We start from the raw sequence: 20073 nt of genomic DNA, 5'->3' as shown, positions 1-20073 counted from the left end.
TGAGGGGGGTATGAGTCAAGGAAAACGCGCGCTTCCATTTGTCGCGGCCAGCACTGCAAAGGTGCAGATGTTGATGGCCACATGGCAGAGCGCCGCAAAGCCGGCGCTGCCCGAGGCCAGCCGCGTCGCCATTGCGCAAATGCCCAGCAGCGCCGCAGCGATCAGCAGACCCGGCACCCCGCCCTTGGCATCCAGCGCGGCCATGGCGGCGGCAGGGGCCAGATGCCACAGCGTGAACAGCCCGACGGCGGGTACGGCCGCCTGCCAACGGGCACGTGGAACTAGCGCGCCACGCCAAAAGGCTTCCTCAAGCGTGCCATTGATGCAGGCCGCGATCAGCACGGTTGCCAGCACATGCGGCGAAAGCTGCGGGATCGCCGATCCGCCGAAGATGGCCGCGCTGGCGGTCAAGGCCGCCAGCGGCAACGCGGCGCGCCAGCCCGGCCAGCGCAGGTGCAAGGACCAATCCCGGCGCCTATGCAGCGCCGCCAGCAAAAGCAGCCAATATGCGCAAAGCCCGACAAGGCAGGCGGTCAGCGGGCGCATCCCGCCTTGAGCCAGCCCGTAAAACAGCGCCGCCAGTGCCGGGATGGCAGCCAGCGCCGCCAGCGCCAGCCCGCGATCCATCAGGTGATCTGTTCCAGCCGTTCCCGAGAGATGTCGCCGGGCACGATGGTGATCGGGCAGGGCAGGGTCGCCATCTCGCGCATGAGGCGGGTAATCAGCGGTCCCGGTCCGGTGCTTTCGACCGAGGCGGCCAGGACGATGACGCCGATCTCGGGGTCGTCGTTCAACTGGGCCAGCAGTTCGTTGCCCGGCTCACCCTCGCGCACGATCAGTTCCGGCTCGACCCCCGGACGGTCGCGCATCCATTTGGCGAAGACCTCGAAATGGGCACGGATTCGCTCGTAAGCCTCTGCGCGCATGACCTCGGCGACGCCCATTCCGTGCTGAATCTCAGAGGCGGGAATCACCGCCAGCACCTGAACTGCGCCGCCCGTTTTCGCGGCGCGCATCGCCGCAAAGCGGATCGCGTTCAGGCATTCCCGCGAATCGTCCAGAAAAACCAGGAATTTCCGCATCTTCGTCCCGTCCGTCTGGCCTGCAGATTGGCAAAGACTGGCCGAAAGGACACGCTCACGCAAGTCTGTCGCGCTTTCACCCTTGCGCGCATTTTCAATTTGGATGCCCTATGTTAAGGCACAAACGTTAACGAGCTGACCACTTACACGGGACCGCGCTGTGACAATTCATCACGATTGGGGCAGACGTCATGACCGTTCCGTGGATACGCCATCGGGCGTAGACCTGTCATGGATTGCCGAAGAAGGTCAGGGATGCCGCGTTGGCATGACCTTCGGCAAGCGCGCCTTCGATATTTTCTTTGCGATCCTGCTGCTTGTGCCGCTTTCCGTGGTGATCCTCGCGGTGGCGATCGTGCTGCTGGTCAGTCAGGGACGCCCGCTGTTCTACGTCGCGCCGCGGATGCGTGCGCCGGGCGAGAAATTCAACCTGCTCAAGTTCCGCACCATGCTGCTTGAGGCGGATGATTTCGGCGCAACCGGGGCGCATAAGCATTGGCGGATCACCCGCGTCGGTCGCTTCCTGCGTCGCTCGCGGTTGGATGAATTACCTCAGCTTTTCAATATCTTGCGCGGCGATATGAGCTTTGTCGGCCCGCGCCCGCCGCTGCCCGAATATGTCGAGCGTTTCCCGGCGCTGTATAATCAGGTGCTGAGCAATCGGCCCGGTGTCACCGGCCTTGCGACGATGATCTATCACGCGCATGAAGACCGCATCATGGCGCGCTGCAAGACCGCCGAAGCGACCGAGGCCGCCTATTACCGGCGCTGCCTGCCGACCAAGCTGCGGCTGGACCTGATCTACCAGCGTCGCCGCAGCCTGCGCGTGGATCTGTGGATCATCTGGCATACGGTGATGACGGTGCTGGTCCCGAACTGGCAGGGTCGGGGCCGTCGTCGGCTGCCCTCGGATCAGGTTGCCCCGTCGAAAAAACGGGCACGAGTCAAAAACCAGATGCCGGCCGAGTGATTCTCTGGGGTTAAGCGCGGTCGATCCCGAACGGGTCCTGCGGATAGCCCACCCCCGACAGATACAGCCCCTGAGGCGGGCAGACCGGCCCACATGACGCACGGTCACGTGCCGCCAGCGCATCCGCCACGCGGTCGGGCGACCACGATCCCGCGCCGACGCGTTCCAGCGTGCCGACGATCGAGCGGACCTGATTGTGCAGGAAGGACCGGGCCCGCAGGTAGAAGCGATATTCGCGGCCCTGCGGGATCTGATGCTCCTCGATGCGGATCTCGTCCAGCGTTTTCACCGGGCTGTTCGACTGGCACATGGTCGAGCGGAAGGTGGTGAAATCATGCAGGCCGATCAGATGCGCCGCACCCTGCCGCATGGCATCGGCGTCCAGCGGGTTCAGCACCTGCCAGACCCGGCCCCGGTCATGGGTCACGGGCGCGCGGCGCGAGGTCAGGCGAAAGATATAGCGCCGCTCATGGGCTGAAAACCGGGCGTGGAAATCATCCTCGACGCGGACGGCGGCCAGAATGGCGACGGGGGCGGGCTTCAGGTGCCAGTTCAGCGCCTCGGACAGGCGGAACGGGTCCCAGTCGCGCTGCAGATCGGCATGGGCGACCTGTCCGGTTCCATGCACCCCGGCATCGGTACGTCCGGCGGCGGCGATGCGGGCGCCTGCCGCGAAACCGGCATCCAGCCGCGCCAAGGCGGTTTCGATGGCACCCTGCACGCTGGGCTGGTCGGCCTGCGCCTGCCAGCCGGCAAAGGGCGTGCCGTCATATTCGATCAACAGGGCATAGCGAGGCATCAGCGGCGCTGCTTTTCGCTTTCGCGGGGGATCAGCAGATCATCCATGGTCATCGGCGTTTCCAGCTCGGGCGGGGCGGCGGGGCGCAGGATACCTTCGCGCGCCAGACGGTCGCGCAGCACGCCGATCTCGATGTCCAGATCGGTGCGGCCACCCTCGACCAGCTTGCGGGTCTGGGCGGCGAACTGGCTTTCCAGATCGTTCAGCAGAGTTTCATAATCCTGACGGGCGCGGGCGTCATGGGTCTGCACGTACAGGTCCGAGAATTTGACCGTCGCGTCCCGCGCGCCCTGCAAATAGACGCCCAGATAGCGACGGGTGGCGGCGATATCGCCGGGGTCCTGCTCGATGCGGGCGAACAGCTCGCGCGCGGTGGCGGCGAACATGCCGACGCGGGCTTCCAGACGGCGGTCGCCGGTGCGCAGGATGGCGTCCTGCATGGCCTTCAGATGGGCCTCGCCCTCACTGATAATGCGGGCGGCGCGGTCCTGCTGGAAGCTGTCGATGCCCTCCATGCCCTTGTCGCGCATCGGATCGGTGCCGAAGGACAGCCAGTGCAGCACAGCGCCTGCGACGCCGATGATGCCGGCACCCAGTTCGGCCCCCGGCACATAGGACCCCAGCGCAAGGCCAAGCCCGGTCAGGATGCCGCCGAACAGCTTGCGCGGAATGGCGGGGCGGCGCGCGACGCGGCGGGCGTCATATTCGGCCTCGGCCTGCAGACCCTCGCGGGTCAGGAACATGCCCGCGGCCACGCCGCCAAAGGCCAGCAGATGCATGACCAGCCCGAACGGCCCCTGCCAGAAGGCGCTGATCAGGAAGGGGACCGCCATGAAGGTGATCCAGCGCGTGCGCGATTCCAACGGGTGATGAACCGGGCGCGGCACCGGACGGGTGCCGGTCATCGCCGCATTCTGCGCATCCTGACCCCGACCAAGGGGCGAGAAGCGGCCTCCGAAACGTTTGGTCATGATCCGCCCTCAGCCTGCGCCCACGAAGGACGCGTAAAGCGTCAGCCCCATCAACAGAAAGAAGGACAGGCGTTTCGTCGCTTTCCGGGACATCTGCTTCCTTTCATGCTGGGCCGGACGGGTTTCCCGCTGGATATAGGGCCACAGCACCGCGAAAGAAAGGGCAGGACCCGTCAGTCCGCTTGACAGGACCCGCCGTCCTGCGCGAACAGGCAGTCAGCCACGGTTCCGGTCCTGCACCGGATGAAAAGGGAATGCGGTGCGCCTGCAAGGGCAAATCCGCGGCTGCCCCCGCAACTGTAAGCGGCGAGCAAGGGCCATATGCGCCACTGGAACACCGGTTCCGGGAAGGTCGGCCCAAGCGATGACCCGCAAGCCAGGAGACCTGCCGAGGCATCACCCATTTCCGGCGCGGGGCGCGTCCGGGAAGCGGCCATCCGCAGCGGTGAACCTCACCCATCTGCGGAGGCGCCATGACCGGCCCATCCCGCAACCTACCCAAGACTTGCAGGCTTGCCTGCGCAGGAAAGGCCCCGGACATGATCCTCAACCGAAGCTCTTATCTCGCCCTTGTCGCAGCATCGCTGCCCGGTTTCGCGCTGGCGCAGGACACCGCCCCCGCCGTCACCCTGGACCCGCTGGTCCTGTCGGCAGGCTTCCTGCCTGTGGCTAGCGACGGCTATGGCCGCGCCTATAGCGTCGTCACCGCCACCGAGATCGAGGAACGCGGGCTGGTCACCGTGCAGGACGCGCTGCGTGCGATGCCCGGCGTGTCGGTCAGCAGCACCGGTGCCAGCTACACGCAGGTCCGCATCCGTGGCTCCGAGGCCGACCATGCCCTGATCCTGATCGACGGGATCGAGGCCGCGGGTGGTGCTGACGAATATATCCTGAGCGGGCTGGAAACCGCCAATGTCGAGCGCATCGAGGTGCTGCGCGGCCCGCAATCGGTCTATTACGGCTCGAACGCCTCGGCCGGGGTGATCAATATCATCACCGACAAGGGCGGTCCGGGGCTGCATTATGGCGGCAAGGTCGAAGTCGGGAACGGGGCCGCCGCCTCGGCCCATGTCAGCAACAACGGCGAGCGCGGCGGGATCGCGCTGAACCTCTCGGCGCGGGACGATCACGGCTGGGACCAGTCGGGCGATGGCGGCGAAAAGGATGGCATCAACCGCAAGACCATCGGCCTGTCGGGCTGGTATCAGGCGACGGACGATCTGCGCCTTGGCGGCAGTCTGCGCCGGGCCAAGGAAAAATACGATTATGACCGCGCCGATTACATGGCCACCGATGCCGACGGCTACATCGTCGATGACAGCGGCCTGTATTTCGACCGCAACGAGTTCCAGGGCGCGGCCTGGGGCGAATATTCCATGCTGGACGGTCGCCTGACCCAGCGGCTGGAATATCAGGACAGCGTGTTCAAAAGCAGCGATACCGGCGCGCCCGAAACCCGTGGCGAGACCGAGAAATGGAAATACCGTCTCAGCTATGGCTTGGACGGGCAGGCGGTCGCGGATGCCAGCCATCTGCTGAACCTGCTGGTGGAAAAGCAGAAGGACGAATCCTCGCTGGCCCCGGATTTCACGCGCGAGATGACCTCGGTCGCGCTGGAATACCGCGCGTTTCTGGAAAACGGTCTGGATATTCAGGCCGGGCTGCGTCGCGACGACAACAAGGTTTTCGAGGATTTCACCAGCTGGAACCTTGGCCTGTCATGGCAGGTGCCCGACCGTCCGTTCCGGCTGCATGCCTCGGGCGGGCGCGGGTTGGTCAACCCGTCCTATTACGAGCTTTATTCGAATGACAGCTTCACTGTCGGCAATCCCTATCTGAAGCCGGAAACCAATCGCGGCTTCGATCTGGGCGTCGAGGCGCAATTGCCCGGCGACCGCGGCACCATCGACGTGACCTGGTTCCGCGAGCGGATCGAGGATGAGGTGACCTATGTCTTTGGCGGGGCACCGGATGGGCGCGCGACCTATGTGAACCAAGAGGGCGAAAGTCCGCGCGAAGGGGTCGAGATCGCCGCGCGCGTCAAGGCCACCGACAGCCTGGATCTGGGCCTGAACTACACCTATCTGGACGCCAAAAATCCCGACGGCTCGATCGAGATCCGCCGCCCGCGCCACGAGCTTGGCCTGTCGGCGACGCTGGCCCTGTTCGAGGGGCGTGGCTGGGTCACCGCCGATCTGCGCCATGTCGCGGGGAACTACGACACCCAGTTCTGGGGGATGTATGAAACCGCGGAACTGTCGGACTATACCACCGTCAACCTGTCGGGAGGCTATGACCTGACCGAGAATGTCCGCGCCACCGCCCGCGTGGTGAACCTGTTCGACGAGGAATATTCCGACGTCTGGGGTTATGCCTCGCAGGATCGCACGGTCTATGCCGGGCTTGAGGCGAAATGGTAGCCTTGCGCCTGATGGCCGCCTGCCTTGCGGGCGGCCTGACAATGGTTGCGGCGGCGGCTTTCGCCGATCCGCCGCGCCGGGTCGTCTCGATCAACCTGTGCACGGACCAGTTGGCGCTGCAGCTTGCGGCGCCGGGGCAATTGGTCTCGGTCTCATATCTGGCGCATGACCCGGCCAGTTCGGCCATGGTGTCTGAGGCGGCGCATGTCCCCGCCAATCGCGGCAGCGCCGAGGAAGTGTTTCTGCTGCAGCCCGATCTGGTCCTTGCCGGGACCTTCACGCCGCCCGACACCTTGCGGCTGCTGTCGCGGCTGAACGTCCCGATTGAATTGTTCCCGCCGGAAACCAAATTGCAGGACATTCGCGACAACCTGCGCCGCATGGGCCGGGTTCTGGGGCGCGAGGCCGAGGCTGCGGCCACCATCACCCGCTTCGATAAGGGGCTGGCTGCGCTGGGACCGCTCGAAAGCCCGGCCCCCAGCGCCGCGATCTATGCCGCCAACGGCTATGTCGCCGGGCCGGTCAGCCTGTCGGGCGCAATTCTGCAGGCGGCGGGCTATCGCAATATCGCCGGCGATTTCGGAATTTCCGAAGGCGGGAACATCCTGCTGGAGCAACTGGTCATCGCAGATCCCGATCTGCTGGTGCTGGGCGCGCGCAATCCCGGCCATGCCCGCGCCGAGGAATTGCTGGACCATCCCGCCCTGCATGCGCTGGTCGCCCGCCAGCCCCATGCCGTCATCGAGGATCACAACTGGTCCTGCGGCACGCCCGCCGCGCTGGACGCCATCCGGGCCTTGCGTCACGCCGCCCCGAACGGAGCATTCGGACCATGACCCGTCAGCCGCGTGTCGCCTTGCTGTTCGCGGGACTGATCCTGCTGGTGCTGGGGCTGGGCCTTGCCTCGTTGCTGATCGGCCCGGCCCGGCTGGGCATCGGGCAAAGCCTTGCCGCGCTCTTTGGCCACGGCCCCGAGATGCTGCAGCTGGTGATGCGCGAATTGCGCCTGCCGCGCGCGCTGCTGGGGGCGCTGGTCGGCGCGGCGCTGGGAATGTCGGGCGCGGTCATGCAGGGTTTCCTGCGCAACCCCTTGGCCGAGCCGGGGCTGATCGGGACCAGCGCCTCGGCAGCGCTGGGGGCGGTGCTGGCGATCCAGACCGGGATTGCGGCGGCATTCCCCTTGGGCCTGCCGCTGGCAGCGCTGGCCGGGGCGCTGGTTTCGGTCATGCTGGTTTTGGCGCTGGCCGGGCCGCAGGGGGGGGCGCTGGCGCTGATCCTGTCGGGCATTGCAATTTCGGCCTTGGCGGGGGCGGCGACCTCGTTGGTCCTGAACCTTTCGCCCAACCCCTTTGCCGCCAATGAGATCATCTTCTGGATGCTTGGTTCGCTGGCCGACCGCTCGATGCTGCATGTCTGGATCGCGCTGCCGTTCATGGTCGTGGGTGCGGGTCTGCTGCTGACCACGGGGCGGGGACTGGATGCGCTGACCCTGGGCGAGGACGCGGCTGCGGCCAGCGGCATCGACCTGCGACAGTTGCGACTGGTGCTGGTTACCGGGACGGCTGCGTTGATCGGCGGGGCGACGGCGGTTGCGGGGGCGATCGGCTTTGTCGGGCTGGTCGTGCCCCATATCCTGCGCCGCGCGGTCGGGGCGCGGCCCTCGGCTTTGATCCCGGCCTCGGCCCTTGGCGGGGCGGCGATGGTGTTGGCCGCCGATATCGCGGTGCGGGTGGTGGCACCGTCGCGCGATCTGAAGCTGGGGGTGCTGACCGCGCTGATCGGCGCGCCATTCTTCCTGCACCTGATCCTGAAGACACGAAGGAGCGGCGCATGAAGCTGCTGGTCCTGTCCGGCCTGACCTGCGATCAGGGCCGCCGCCGTGTTCTGGACGGTATCGACCTGACCATCCGCGCGGGCGAGTTCGTGGGTCTTCTGGGGCGGAACGGTGCGGGTAAGACCACGCTGCTGCGCGCGGCACAGGGGCTGATCCCGGCGGGCGGCTGGTCCTCGCTGGCGGATATGCCCGCGCATGAGCGCGCCCGCATGGCGGCCTTCATGCCGCAGGGGCGCGAGATCGCATGGCCGATGTCGGTCGAATCACTGGTGGCGCTGGGGCGGATCGCCCATCCCGATGCGGCAGGCGCTGCGGATCTTGCCGCAACCGAACGCGCCATCGCGGCGCTGGATCTGGGGGCGCTGCGCCATCGTCCTGCCACCGGACTGTCCGGAGGCGAGCAGGCCCGCACCCTGATCGCCCGCGCCTTGGCGCAAGAGACACCGTTGTTGCTGGCCGATGAGCCGATCTCGGGTCTGGACCCCGCGGCGCAGATCCGGGTGATGCGGCTGTTTGCGGCCTTGGCCAAGGACGGCAAGGGCGTGGTCGCTTCGCTGCACGATCTTGGGCTGGCGGCGCGCCATTGCACGCGGCTGGTGCTGCTGGATCAGGGTCGGATCGTCGCGGATGGTGCGCCCTCCAAGGTGCTGAGTGCCCGCAACCTTGCCCAATGCTTTGGCATCACCGCGCAGATGACCCAGACCGCTGACGGTCTGTCGTTTCAGGTGCAGGATGTGACCGAGCCGCATTAACCTGGTCTTCAGGGTTGCCCGGATAAGGTGCAGGCGTCGCGCCTAATCCGCGCGGGAAACCTGGGGAGGGCACATCGAAGACCGCTTGGTCCCGCCGAGCGACGATCAGATGAAGCACGCGCAATTCCTGAGTGATCAGGCCGAAGCACATAGGCTTCAGGCCGAGACGCTTAAACTGCAGGCTAAGACGCAACGGAACCGGATGCTCGTATGGCTTCTGTCGGTGACAATAGGCGCGTTGATCGCCATCGCGGCAATTGTTCTGCGACCCTGAGGGCCAGCCGTTTCGTCGGAAGGTGATGATGGAGCGGGTGATGGGAATCGAACCCACGTATTCAGCTTGGAAGGCTGCTGCTCTACCATTGAGCTACACCCGCATCGCCACTTTCTATAGGCAAGCGCGAAAGGGCTTGCAAGCACTTGAACGCGCGGCGATGCAGATGCTTGACGCAGCAGGATGCGCGCGGCAAGCAGGTTCGCATGATCGACATTCGCCCCGTCGCCAATACCATCGGCAAACTGGTCATCACGCTGGGGGCGGCGATGGTGCTGCCGATGTGCGTCGATTACTGGGCGGGCGACCCACATTGGAAATCCTTCCTTGAGGCCGCGATCCTGACCATGCTGGCGGGCGGGCTGATCACGCTGGCCACCCATGACAAGAACCCGGCAATGACGCTGGAACAGGCCTTTCTGCTGACCGCCTCGATCTGGGCGGTGCTGCCTGCGGCCGGGGCGGTGCCCTTCATGGTGGGCGAACCCCATGCCAGCTTCACCGACGCCTATTTCGAGGCGATGTCGGGCCTGACCACGACCGGCGCCACCGCATTTCCCGATCTCGACAACCTGCCCAAGGGCATCAACCTGTGGCGCGGCTTCCTGAACTGGTCGGGCGGTCTGGGGATCATCGTCGTTGCGATGATCTTTTTGCCGGTGATGAAGGTCGGCGGTATGCAGTTCTTCAAATCCGAGGGTTTTGACACGCTGGGCAAGATCCTGCCCCGCGCCTTTGACATCGCGCGCGAGATGACCTGGGTTTACATCGCCCTGACCGCGATCTGCGCCATCGTCTATATCCTGCTGGGCATGAACGGGTTCGATGCGGTGGTGATGGCCATGTCGACCTGTTCGACCGGCGGTTTTTCGAATTACGACGCCAGTTTCGGGCCCTATGTCGGGCCACTGGAATATGCGGCGGCGGTGTTCATGATCCTCGCCTCGATCCCGTTCATCCGCATGGTGCAACTGGTGCGGGGCTCGGCGCAGCCGCTGTGGCAGGATGTTCAGATCCGGGCCTATCTGCGCTGGACCTTCTATGCCATCGCCGCGATCGTCATCTATCGCCTGCTCTGGTTGGAGGCCAAGCACCCCGAGGCGATCATCCGCGAGACCGTGTTCAACGTGGTCTCGACCTTCTCGGGCACCGGGCTTGCCTCGACCGATGTCACGCAATGGGGGCATTTCCCCTTTGCCGTTCTGGTGGTGATCGGGCTGATCGGCGGCTGCACCGGCTCGACCGCCTGTTCGGTCAAGGTATTCCGCTATCTGGTGCTGTTTCAGGCGGTGAAATCGCAGCTGAAGCGCATGCAATCGCCGCATCGGGTCTATCCGCTGCTTTACGACGGCCGCCCGCTGGACCGGGACGTGGTCGATTCGGTGATGACCTTCTTTACCCTGTTCATGCTGACCTTTGGCCTGCTGATCATGGGGCTGGCGATGACCGGGTTGCATCCGCGCACGGCGCTGACCGGGGCATGGACCTCGATCGCGAATGTCGGTGTGCTGTGGGGGCCCGAGCTTAGCCCGAATGGTGCGGTCGACCAGCTGCCCACCGCCGCCAAATGGATGATGACGGTGGGCATGTATATCGGTCGGCTTGAGCTGATGACCGTGCTGGTGCTGTTCCTGCCGCGCTTCTGGCGCAGCTGACCGTCAGGGGACGGGGATCGTCGCGGGGGCGGCGCTGACGGTTTCGGCGGGCGGAATAGCGGGCGCTTCAGGCAGGGCCTCGCCCGCGGCGGGGGCGAAGCGGCCCAGATTATCCGAGATTTCCGCGGCGATGCGGCGCTGCTCCTCGGGGTCGGTCGCGGGCCAGATCAGGACAAAGCCCTGCACGCGGTCCTCGATCACCTTGCCCTCGGCATGGCTGATATGGGTCTGATTGCGGCCGTCCAGCGTCACGCTGCCTTTGCGCACGTCGCGCTTCGGGGCCGGAACCCAGCCAAGCGCGGTCACAAGGCCGGCAAGGTCCAGCATCTCTTGCTGACCGCCGGGCTGCGAGAACAGGATCAGCGCCGCGCCCGAGCCATCCTTGGGACCATAGATCGACAGCGCACGCTCGGCCCGGTCGAATTGCAGCCGGTCCATCGGTGCAGGCATGGCCAGCCCGGTATGGGTGTCGCGCAGCTCGGTCAGGCCCATTTCCGCCCGCCATGCCTCGCGGCGGCGGATGAGTTCATGCATCGCAGACGCGGTATCGGGCGAGGCGCGCAGCCGCACGATTTCCTCGGCGATGGCCGTCTGGGTCATCGGCCCGTCCTTGCCGTCGATGGCACCGTCGTAATGCCCGGCCCAACGCAGGGCGCGCTGGATATCCTCAAGCGCGGGCATTTCGGGCTTGGGGGCGTCTTCGGCAGGGGGCGCGCCCAGTTCGGGGGCGTGACCGGGAACGGCCGGGTCGCCCATGTCCGCAAGCGGGGCAAGGAAGGCGTCCTTGGGCACGGCGTTGGCGCGGCGGAAGGCGGCAAGCCATGCCTTGCCGGTCGCCTCATCCATCGGGCCAATCGCCACCGCCGAGCGGCCATTGGACAGGGTCCACAGCCCGGCCTCGGGCAGGGTCTCGCGGCGTTTGGCCAGCAATTCCTCGGCCTTGTCGCGATCGGGAGAGGATTCGATCCGCAGGTAATACTCGACGGGCGCTGGCTCCGGCATGGGTTCGGCGGCGATCACGGGGGCGGCGGCAGCGGCATCCGTGGGGAAGGTCGAGGCCGAACCGACCGCAGGTGCGGCTTCCGGCACGGCGGGGGCCGCGGGCGTGGGGGTCGCTTCCAGCGCGGCGGTCGGCACGGCGGCGGCGGGCTGGCCGCCGACCTGCGTGACATCGCGACCGGCAGCGGGCGAAATGAAGCTGTCGCCGGGAACCTTGCCGTCCGACTTCAGTGTCTGCAGGCGCGAGGTGGCCTGTTCGCGGGGCATCGGCCCCAGCGCGATTCCCGTCCAGCCGTCGCCCAGCGGGAAGGTCACGACATCGTCGAACTGGGCACGCCAGCGCTCGGCCGAGTTGCGGGCGACTTCGGTGCCGCGCTTGGCCTCGATACGGATGAGCACATCCTCGGCCAGTGCGGGCAAGACGCCGACAAGCGGCAAAGTCGCACCGAAGATGAACGCAAAGCGCCGCATGGGCAGTTCCCTCTCATTGACCCTGCGCCGCCCTCTGCCTAGAAGGCGGCTGACCTTACTTGCCAGTTATGCAAAAGGATGCAGCGATGACCAGCCCCCAGGACAATCAGACGGCGAAACCCGTCTGCTTTCAGGACGTGATCCTGCGCCTGCAGTCCTATTGGGCCGCACAAGGCTGCGCCGTGCTGCAACCCTATGACATGGAAGTTGGCGCGGGCACTTTCCATCCGGCGACCACGCTGCGTTCGCTGGGGGCGCGCCCTTGGGCTGCGGCCTATGTCCAGCCCTCGCGTCGCCCGACCGATGGCCGCTATGGCGAGAACCCGAACCGGCTGCAGCATTACTACCAGTATCAGGTCATCATCAAACCGTCGCCCGCGAACCTGCAGGATCTGTATCTGGGTTCGCTCAAGGCGATCGGTCTGGATCCGATGATCCACGACGTCCGCTTCGTCGAGGATGACTGGGAAAGCCCGACGCTGGGCGCATGGGGCCTTGGCTGGGAGGTCTGGTGCGACGGCATGGAAGTCAGCCAGTTCACCTATTTCCAGCAGGTCGGCGGACATGATTGCCGCCCGGTCTCGGGCGAGCTGACTTATGGTCTGGAGCGTCTGGCGATGTATGTGCTGGGCGTCGAGCATGTCATGGACATGCCGTTCAACGATCCCGCCAGCGCGATCCCGATGACTTACGGCGACATCTTCCGTCAGGCCGAGCGCGAATATTCCCGCTGGAACTTCGAGCAGGCCGATACCGAGATGCTGCTGACGCATTTCAAGAATGCCGAGGCCGAATGCGCCCGCATCCTTGATGCCGCCGAAACCGACAGCGCGGGCCGCAATATCCCGATGGCGCATCCGGCCTATGATCAGGCGATCAAGGCCAGCCATCTGTTCAACCTGCTCGACGCGCGTGGCGTGATCTCGGTCACCGAGCGTCAGGCCTATATCGGCCGGGTGCGCGCGCTGGCGAAGCGCTGCGCCGACCTGTTCGTGACCACCTCGGCCGCGACCGGCGCGCCGCTGCCGGCCTTCCCGGCTGGGGCGTGACGTGAACGGCCGCATTCCCGCGCTGCTGATCCTTGGCGCCGCAGTCTTTGCGGGCGTCGGGGTCTGGTATGCGCAGGAATACGGCTTTTACGACCAGCTTGACCCGGCGGGTGTCACGATCACCGTCATGGCGAACGGTCAGGCTGTCCCGCTGCAGGCTGGCGAGCTTGAGGCGATCGACGCCTCAAGCTCGCCCATCCGCTGGCGCGGCTGCTTCCGCGTAGACCAACCCTTGCCCGAGGGTGCCGAACCCTTTGCCAATCCCACGCCGCTGGTCGGCCCGAACTGGTTTTCCTGCTTTGACGCCGGACAAATCGGGGCCGATCTGCAATCCGGCGTGGCCAAAGCCTATCTGTCCCAGCCCGAGATCCGCCCTGACGTGGATCGCGTGATCGCCGTCTATCCCGACGGCCGCGCCTATGGCTGGCACCAATTCAACGACAAGACCCCCGAACGCGGAGTGATGGACTGATGCCCGACCTTCTGATCGAGCTTTTCTCGGAAGAAATCCCGGCGCGGATGCAGGCCCGCGCGCGTGAAGACCTGAAGAAACTGGTAACCGACGGGCTGGTCGGCGCGGGGCTGACCTATGCCTCGGCCGGTGCGTTTTCGACGCCCCGCCGCCTGACCCTGACCGTCGAGGGCCTGACCGCCGAAAGCCCGACCACCCGCGAAGAACGCAAAGGTCCCCGCACCGACGCGCCCGAGGCGGCGCTGGAAGGCTTCCTGCGCTCGACCGGACTGACCCGCGATCAGTTGGAAGCCCGCGACGACAAGAAGGGTCAGGTCTGGTTCGCCACTCTGACGAAGCCGGGCCGTCCCGCCGCCGAGATCGTGGCCGAGGTGCTGACCGCGACCATCCGCGACTTCCCCTGGCCGAAATCCATGCGCTGGGGCGCGGGTTCGCTGCGCTGGGTGCGTCCGCTGCATTCGATCATCTGCATCCTGACGGATGAGGCAGGCGCGAATACCGTGCCGCTGGAGATCGAGGGCATCACCGCTGGCAATACCACGCGTGGCCACCGCTTCATGGCCCCGGACGAGATCACGGTGTCCAGCTTCGAGGATTATGCCGCGAAACTCCGCCGCGCCCGCGTCATGCTGGATTCGTCCGAGCGCGAGGCCGCCATTCGGCAAGAGGCCGCGAACCTCGCCTTTGCGCGGGGCTGGGAGATCGTCCCCGATGACGGCCTGCTGACCGAGGTCGCGGGGCTGGTCGAATGGCCGGTGCCGCTGATGGGTGCCATCGAGGACCGCTTCCTGACCCTGCCGCCCGAGGTTCTGCAAACCTCGATGAAGGAGCATCAGAAGTTCTTCTCGGCCCGGAACCCGAAAACCGGCCGGATCGAGGGCTTTGTCACCGTCGCCAATATCGAGACCCCGGACCACGGCGAAACCATCCTCAAGGGCAACCAGCGCGTGTTGGCTGCCCGCCTGTCGGATGCCGCCTTCTTCTGGGATAACGACCTGCGGATCGCGAAAACGGGCATGGCGGATTGGGCCGAGGGCCTGAAATCCGTGACCTTCCAAAGCCAACTCGGCTCTCAGGCCGACCGTATCGCCCGCATCGCGGCGCTGGCGCGCGAGATCGCGCCGCTGGTCGGTGCCGACGCGGATCAGGCAGAGCAGGCGGCAAAGGTCGCGAAGCTTGACCTGCGCTCGGCCATGGTCGGCGAATTCCCGGAACTGCAGGGCACGATGGGCCGCTATTACGCGCTGGCCGCCGATTACCCTGCCGCCGTCGCCGATGCCGCCCGCGACCATTATTCGCCGCTGGGCCCGTCGGATGACGTGCCCTCCGCGCCGGTTTCGGTTGCCGTGGCTCTGGCCGACAAGCTCGACACGCTGACCGGCTTCTGGGCCATCGGCGAAAAGCCCACCGGCTCGAAAGACCCCTTCGCCCTGCGCCGTGCCGCGCTTGGCGTGATCCGGCTGGTGCTGACGAACAAGGCCCGCGTGAACCTGACCGAGATCATCGGCAAGGGTTATCCGGGCGCGGATGCCGCCGACCTGCTGGCCTTCTTCCACGACCGCCTCAAGGTCTATCTGCGCGACCAAGGCACCCGCCATGACATCATCGACTCGGTTCTGTCGATGCCGGGCAATGACGATCTGGTGCTGCTGGTGAACCGCGCCACTGCGCTTTCGGACGTGCTGAAAACCGAAGACGGCCCGAACCTGCTGCAGGGCCTCAAGCGCGCCTCGAACATCCTCACGCAGGCGGAATCCAAGGATGGCGTCGAATACAGCTTTGGTGCCGACCCGAAATTTGCCGAGACCGATCAGGAACGCGGGCTTTTCGCCGCCCTCGACACCGCCGAACCGGCGATCCGAGCGGCGGTCAAGGCCGAGGACTTCCCGGCAGCGATGTCGGCGATGGCCAGCCTGCGCGCCCCGATCGACGCCTTCTTCGAGGCGGTGCAGATCAACACGGACCACCAGATCGTCCGCCGTAATCGCCTGAACCTGCTGTCGCGTATCCGCGAGGCTGGCCGGCTCATCGCGGATTTCGGCCGGATCGAGGGCTGATTTCACCGTTTTCCAAATACCCGCAGGGGTGAAGGTGCGGGCCGCAAGGCCCGAACCGAGGGGGCGGCAGCCCCCTTTCTGCTACCTTCTTCGCGCTTGCGGCATAATGCTGCACACGCCTAATGTGAGGGCACCATGACCGCACTCACCGATCCCGATGCCATCGTCAAAATCACCCCCACGGCGGGGATTCAGGTCGCGCGCCACGGCTGGCGGGCGAAATGCCTGCAACGCCTCGTGCGGATGGATCTGCCCGTCCCGACCAGCTTCGCCATTTCGGCCGAGGCGGTGCGCGGCATCGCTGCCGGGCATTTGCCCGATCGCGGCGCGCTTGCCGCGCTGATCGAGCGGGCCGAAGGTCTGGTCAGCGTCCGGCCCTCGGCAGCGAACCCTGCTTGGGGCGGTCCCGGCACGATCCTGAATGTCGGCATCAACAATGAATGCCATGCCCGACTGGTGCAGTCGCGCGGCAAGCCTGCGGCCGATGCAATCTATCTGGGTTTCGTGCAATCCTTCGCGGTCCATGTCGCGCGGCTTGATCCGGACATGTTCTCGGATAATGGCGGCGACCTGCAATCGGCGCTGCGGGCATACGAATCCGAAACCGATGAGGAATTCCCCCAGGACCCCGCCCGCCAACTGGCCGAGGTGCTGCGTTCGATGGCGCGGGCATGGGATGGACCGACGGCGCGCCTGCTGCGACAGGCCAAGGGCGCGCCCTCGCAGGCGCCGCTGGGGTTGATCGTGCAGGACATGGCGCTGGCGATCGGACCGGGCGTGACCGGTTCGGGCTCGATCCAGCTGGTCGACAGCGTGACCGGCGGCCCCGGTATCACTGGCCGTTTCCGTGGGCAGACCCAGGGCCGGGCGCAGCGCGAAGGCACCGAGACGCTGTATCTGACCCGTGACCCGCGCGGCCCCTCGCTGGAAGAAGCGGCGCCCGAGGTCTTTGCCGATCTGGTCCGCTACGGCGTCGCCTGCCGCGAACGTCTGCGCGAGGAAATGCAGATCGAATTCGCCATTTCGGACAGCAACCTGTCGATCATCGACGCGGTGCGCGTCCAGCGCTCATCGCGCGCCAGCGTCCGGATCGCGGTCGCCCTGGCCCATGACGGCGTGATCCCCATCGAGGAAGCCGTGACGCGGGTCGAACCGCGCGCGCTGTCCGACCTGCTGCATTATCAGGTCGATCCGCGCGCCCCCCGCGACATCATCGCCAAGGGCATCAATGCCAGTCCCGGCGCCGCGACCGGGCAGATCGTCTTTACCGCCGCCGCCGCACAAGCCGCCGAGGCACGCGGCGAGCGTTGCGTTCTCGTGCGGCGCGAGACCGTCCCCGAGGATATTCGCGGCATGCATGCCGCCGTCGCCGTCCTGACCGAACGCGGTGGCATGACCAGCCATGCGGCGGTGATCGCGCGCGGCATCGGCCTGCCCTGCATCGTCGGGGCTTCGGGCATTTCCATCGACACCCGTGCCCGCACCATGCAGGTCGGCACCCGCAGCTTCCACGAAGGCGAACTCATCACCATCGACGGCACCTCGGGCGAGGTGCTGGCCGGAGAGGCCGAGATGCTGGAACCGGCGCTGGATGACAGCTTCACCCAGCTTCTGGAATGGGCGGATTCGCTGTGCCGTATCCGCATCCGCGCCAATGCCGACACCCCCGAGGACGCCCGCAAGGCGCGGATGTTCGACGCGCAGGGCATCGGGCTGTGCCGCACCGAGCACATGTTCTTTGATGACCAGCGCCTGCCCGCCATGCGCGAGATGATCTTTGCCGACAAGCCCGAGGATCGCCGCCTGTCGCTGGAACGCCTGCTGCCGATGCAGCGCAGCGATTTCGTCTCTCTGTTCGAAATCATGGCCGGCTTGCCCGTCACCATCCGCCTGTTCGACCCGCCTTTGCACGAATTCCTGCCCCATGACCGTGAGGGCATGCGGGAACTGGCGGAATCACTGGACCTGCCGCTGTCGGATGTCACCCGCCGGGTCGAGGCCCTGTCCGAATTCAACCCGATGCTGGGCATGCGCGGCGTGCGTCTGGGGATCACCGTCCCCGAGATCTACGATATGCAGGCCCGCGCCATCTTTGAAGCCACCATCGAGGCCAGCAAGAATGGCGAGCCGGTGGTCCCCGAAATCATGATCCCGCTGGTCAGCGCCCGGCGCGAGGTCGAGCTGGTCAAGACCCGCATCGATGCCGTCGCCGCCGCCGTCCGCAATGAGACCCGTCAGGATTTCACCTATCGCCTTGGCGTCATGGTCGAGACCCCGCGCGCCGCCTTGCGGGCAGGCGAGATCGCCGAACATGCGGCCTTCCTGTCCTTCGGCACGAACGACCTGACCCAGATGACCTATGGCCTGTCGCGCGACGATGCCGGGCGTTTCATGGGCACCTATGTCGGGCAGGGCGTCTTTGCCGAGGACCCGTTCCATATCCTTGACCGCGACGGCGTGGGTGAGCTGGTCGCGATCGGCGCCGAGCGGGCGCGGGCGCAGGCGCCGGGCATCATCATCTCGGTCTGCGGCGAGCATGGCGGCAACCCGGAATCGATCGCCTTCTGCCTGCGCGCCGGGGTGAATTACGTGTCCTGTTCGCCCTTCCGGGTGCCCGTTGCACGGCTTGCCGCGGCGCAGGAATCGATCCTGATGGCCCGCGAAAGCGCCGAAAGCGACCCTGCGGCAAAGTCGTAACAGTTTTCGCTTTTGGCCGGAATCTGCTTGTGGGCGTTTTTCGCCTCGGCGGGTTTCCGCCAAAACCCTTTGAATCCCTGTGGATAAGTCGATTCTCGAAAAGGACAGGTAGCAAACCCCGTCGGTTCTTTGGTCTCTGAGTCGCGAGAAGGGGGCCAAAACGGCCCGAGAACGTAACCGACCGGACAGTGAGCCGGATCCATTTAACGGGATCACCATGTCGACAATCATGTCGTGGCTGGCGCGCGTTTCCCTGTGTGTAGCCCTTGCAACCCCTGCTGTTGTTGCCGCTCCGGCGACCGCCGATACCAAATCGCCCAAGACTTCGGATCTGCAATGCCTGTCCGAAGCCCTGTATTTCGAAGCTCGTGGCGAAGGCCACAAAGGCCAGCAAGCCGTGGCCGAGGTCATACTCAACCGCGTAGATCATCCGAAGTTCCCCAAATCGGTCTGCGGCGTCGTGAACCAGAAGGGCCAGTTCACCTACAAGAAAAGCCGCATCCGCGAGCAGGGCGCCTTCAACCGCGCCCAGAAGATCGCGAAAGCCGCCCTGCAGGGCGCACCGCGCAACCTGACCAATGGCGCGACCTATTTCCACACTGGCGGCGTGAAACCCTCGTGGTCGCGCAAGTTCGAGCGCACGACCCGCATCGGCAGCCACACCTTCTATCGTTCGGATCGCCGTCTGGCCTCGAACTGATCTAATTCTACCGGATCTGTGACGGCCCCGTCCCTTGCGGCGGGGCCGTTTTCCTGTGAAATGCACCCCATGGACCAGCCCGACCGCATCCACTTGCGCGATTACGTCATCTCGGCGGAAATCGGCGCCTTCCAGACCGAGAGGGGCCATCCTCAGCGGCTGCGTTTCAATATCGATGTGGAACTGCGCGCCCATGTCACCGGCGTCGATGACGAGGTGGACCGCATCCTCAGCTATGACGTGCTGACCGGGGCGGTGGCCACAGTGCTGGCCGACCGGCGCTATGACCTGCTGGAGACGGTGGGCGAACGGATCGCAGCGCAGGTTCTGTCCCATCCGCGTGCTGCGCAGGTTCAGGTCTCGGTCGAGAAGCTGGACCGGGTACCCGGCGCGCTTGGCATCACGCTGGTGCGCAGGCAGGGCCGCGTCAAGGCGGCGGATGCCGCAGCGCCCGTCCGCGTAATCTTTCACGGGACCGGGATCGACCTGCCGAGTGGCGCGGTCGTCCTTGTTCCTGACGCGCCGGGTCTGCCCGTCCCGCAGGGGGGCAACGACCGCGAGATCGCATTGCTGGCGCTGGATCAGGCGGCATGGGCTCTAGCGGGCAAGCTGGGTCTGACCGTGGCCGACAGCCGGACCGAACTGGATTGGGCCGCGGCCGAGGCGCGCGCCGTGGTCTGGGCCCCCGCGCGGATGACGCGCGACGTGCCGCGCCTGTCGCCGCAACCGCATGCGCTGGCGATCTGGCTGGCCGACAAGCTGGGGGCCAACCGCCTTGACTGGGCGCTGCCCGAGGGAGAGCCCCTGCCGGAACTGCCGGCGATGTTTCACGTGACGACGGGCCGCCTGTAGCCCGCGGGTCGCGCGGGAC

At 66.0% G+C, this 20073-nt stretch carries 17 protein-coding genes, 1 tRNA gene and 1 riboswitch; of the genes, 12 read left to right on the top strand and 6 right to left on the bottom strand.

All coding sequences use genetic code 11. The features are described 5' to 3' along the window. Positions 1–15: 15 nt before the first annotated feature. The gene (locus tag IB235_RS04030; protein ID WP_192335700.1) at positions 16–627 is read right to left on the bottom strand and encodes a CPBP family intramembrane glutamic endopeptidase; all 612 of its coding nucleotides are present in this window, start codon (positions 625–627) and stop codon (positions 16–18) included. Beyond that, the gene (locus IB235_RS04025; protein ID WP_155038305.1) at positions 627–1082 is read right to left on the bottom strand and encodes a universal stress protein; all 456 of its coding nucleotides are present in this window, start codon (positions 1080–1082) and stop codon (positions 627–629) included. The genes IB235_RS04030 and IB235_RS04025 overlap by 1 nt, the downstream gene beginning before the upstream one ends. Before the next feature lie 202 nt (positions 1083–1284). On the opposite strand from IB235_RS04025, the gene IB235_RS04020 reads away from it, so the two are divergent. Continuing rightward, the gene (locus IB235_RS04020) at positions 1285–2052 is read left to right on the top strand and encodes a sugar transferase (RefSeq protein WP_370576819.1); all 768 of its coding nucleotides are present in this window, start codon (positions 1285–1287) and stop codon (positions 2050–2052) included. Between the two features lie 10 nt (positions 2053–2062). On the opposite strand, the gene truA is transcribed toward IB235_RS04020, so the two are convergent. Together truA and IB235_RS04010 are read right to left on the bottom strand one after the other, a co-directional pair. Then, positions 2063–2851 carry a tRNA pseudouridine(38-40) synthase TruA gene (gene truA / locus IB235_RS04015; RefSeq protein WP_192335698.1) on the bottom strand — a complete coding sequence of 263 codons (789 nt, stop codon included), beginning with the start codon at positions 2849–2851 and terminating at the stop codon, positions 2063–2065. After that, a complete protein-coding gene (locus IB235_RS04010; RefSeq protein WP_192335696.1) occupies positions 2851–3822 on the bottom strand; it encodes a 5-bromo-4-chloroindolyl phosphate hydrolysis family protein in 972 nt (323 codons plus the stop codon). The genes truA and IB235_RS04010 overlap by 1 nt, the downstream gene beginning before the upstream one ends. Positions 3823–4028: 206 nt before the next feature. Continuing rightward, a riboswitch (cobalamin riboswitch) is annotated at positions 4029–4230 on the top strand. A gap of 131 nt (positions 4231–4361) precedes the next feature. Here IB235_RS04010 and IB235_RS04005 point away from each other — a divergent pair. The 4 genes from IB235_RS04005 to IB235_RS03990 are packed head-to-tail and all read left to right on the top strand — an operon-like array spanning position 4362 to position 8828. Then, entirely contained in the window at positions 4362–6242 is a 1881-nt protein-coding gene (locus tag IB235_RS04005; protein ID WP_192335694.1) for a TonB-dependent siderophore receptor, read from the top strand. Continuing rightward, entirely contained in the window at positions 6236–7078 is an 843-nt protein-coding gene (locus IB235_RS04000; protein ID WP_192335692.1) for an ABC transporter substrate-binding protein, read from the top strand. The genes IB235_RS04005 and IB235_RS04000 overlap by 7 nt, the downstream gene beginning before the upstream one ends. Next, a complete protein-coding gene (locus IB235_RS03995) occupies positions 7075–8076 on the top strand; it encodes an iron ABC transporter permease (protein WP_192335690.1) in 1002 nt (333 codons plus the stop codon). The genes IB235_RS04000 and IB235_RS03995 overlap by 4 nt, the downstream gene beginning before the upstream one ends. After that, entirely contained in the window at positions 8073–8828 is a 756-nt protein-coding gene (locus IB235_RS03990; RefSeq protein ID WP_192335688.1) for an ABC transporter ATP-binding protein, read from the top strand. Before IB235_RS03995 ends, IB235_RS03990 begins: the two co-directional genes overlap by 4 nt. Before the next feature lie 303 nt (positions 8829–9131). Here the strand turns inward: IB235_RS03990 and IB235_RS03985 are convergent. Beyond that, a tRNA-Gly gene (locus tag IB235_RS03985) sits at positions 9132–9205 on the bottom strand. 103 nt (positions 9206–9308) lie between these two features. Here IB235_RS03985 and IB235_RS03980 point away from each other — a divergent pair. After that, positions 9309–10757, top strand: a complete 1449-nt coding sequence (locus IB235_RS03980) for a TrkH family potassium uptake protein (RefSeq protein ID WP_155038298.1) — start codon at positions 9309–9311, stop codon at positions 10755–10757. Between the two features lie 3 nt (positions 10758–10760). Here IB235_RS03980 and IB235_RS03975 read toward each other — a convergent pair whose 3' ends face one another. Next, the gene (locus tag IB235_RS03975) at positions 10761–12227 is read right to left on the bottom strand and encodes a peptidoglycan-binding domain-containing protein (protein WP_192335686.1); all 1467 of its coding nucleotides are present in this window, start codon (positions 12225–12227) and stop codon (positions 10761–10763) included. An 86-nt stretch (positions 12228–12313) separates the two neighbouring features. Between IB235_RS03975 and IB235_RS03970 the strand changes: the two genes are divergently transcribed. The 6 genes from IB235_RS03970 (at position 12314) to IB235_RS03945 (ending at position 20054) form a co-directional block, all read left to right on the top strand. Continuing rightward, complete coding sequence (locus IB235_RS03970) at positions 12314–13276, top strand: glycine--tRNA ligase subunit alpha (protein ID WP_192335684.1); 963 nt, start codon at positions 12314–12316, stop codon at positions 13274–13276. A 1-nt stretch (position 13277) separates the two neighbouring features. Beyond that, positions 13278–13748, top strand: a complete 471-nt coding sequence (locus IB235_RS03965) for a DUF6446 family protein (protein WP_192335682.1) — start codon at positions 13278–13280, stop codon at positions 13746–13748. Further along, complete coding sequence (glyS, locus tag IB235_RS03960) at positions 13748–15805, top strand: glycine--tRNA ligase subunit beta (RefSeq protein WP_192335680.1); 2058 nt, start codon at positions 13748–13750, stop codon at positions 15803–15805. Before IB235_RS03965 ends, glyS begins: the two co-directional genes overlap by 1 nt. Before the next feature lie 135 nt (positions 15806–15940). Continuing rightward, positions 15941–18502, top strand: coding sequence for a putative PEP-binding protein (locus IB235_RS03955; protein ID WP_192335678.1), 2562 nt, complete (start codon positions 15941–15943; stop codon positions 18500–18502). Between the two features lie 217 nt (positions 18503–18719). Continuing rightward, the gene (locus tag IB235_RS03950) at positions 18720–19202 is read left to right on the top strand and encodes a cell wall hydrolase (RefSeq protein WP_155038292.1); all 483 of its coding nucleotides are present in this window, start codon (positions 18720–18722) and stop codon (positions 19200–19202) included. 69 nt (positions 19203–19271) lie between these two features. Next, the gene (locus tag IB235_RS03945) at positions 19272–20054 is read left to right on the top strand and encodes a dihydroneopterin aldolase (RefSeq protein WP_192335676.1); all 783 of its coding nucleotides are present in this window, start codon (positions 19272–19274) and stop codon (positions 20052–20054) included. The last annotated feature ends 19 nt before the right edge of the window (positions 20055–20073 follow it).

This window comes from Paracoccus sp. PAR01 (assembly GCF_014851995.1).
Taxonomy (GTDB): domain Bacteria; phylum Pseudomonadota; class Alphaproteobacteria; order Rhodobacterales; family Rhodobacteraceae; genus Paracoccus; species Paracoccus litorisediminis.
The sequence above is the reverse complement of the archived record's forward strand: the minus strand, read 5'-3'. Positions and strand labels throughout refer to the sequence as shown.